The following is a 429-nucleotide window of genomic DNA, read 5'->3' as shown; positions in this document are numbered from 1 at the left end:
AATTTAGACAAGCTTAATATTAAGGATTTCGCAATCTATAATAGGGGTCTTTCTTCTGAGTTTATTGCAGGGGGAGCACTGTATGGGATCTTTTATATTATTTTTTTAATTGTTATTTGTACCTACTTATTTAGTAGAAAAGAGCTCGAATAATGGAAATACTTATTTACCAAATTTCAGCAGCCGTTTTTGGTTTGCTTGTTGGAAGTTTTTTAAACGTTCTAATTTATAGACTTCCTATAAAGAAGAATTTTGTAAATGATAGATCTCATTGTCCATCATGTAATAAATTAATTTATTGGTATGAAAATATACCTGTTTTCAGTTGGCTCTTTCTAAGAGGAAAGTGTTCTGGTTGCCAAGTAAAGATTAGTCCTGTCTATCCATTGGTAGAATTATTTATAGGGATTGTTTCATTTTTACTTTTTC

Annotated in this window: 1 protein-coding gene; it reads left to right on the top strand. The window is 29.8% G+C overall.

Translation table 11 applies throughout. From position 1 onward, the window contains the following. Nucleotides 1–152: 152 nt before the first annotated feature. The coding region (locus tag M901_RS01515) for an A24 family peptidase (protein WP_021276393.1) at nt 153–429 on the top strand (277 nt) is incomplete at its 3' end.

Origin of the sequence: Bacteriovorax sp. DB6_IX, assembly GCF_000447775.1 — a bacterium.
GTDB lineage: Bacteria > Bdellovibrionota > Bacteriovoracia > Bacteriovoracales > Bacteriovoracaceae > Halobacteriovorax_A.
The sequence above is the reverse complement of the archived record's forward strand: the minus strand, read 5'-3'. Positions and strand labels throughout refer to the sequence as shown.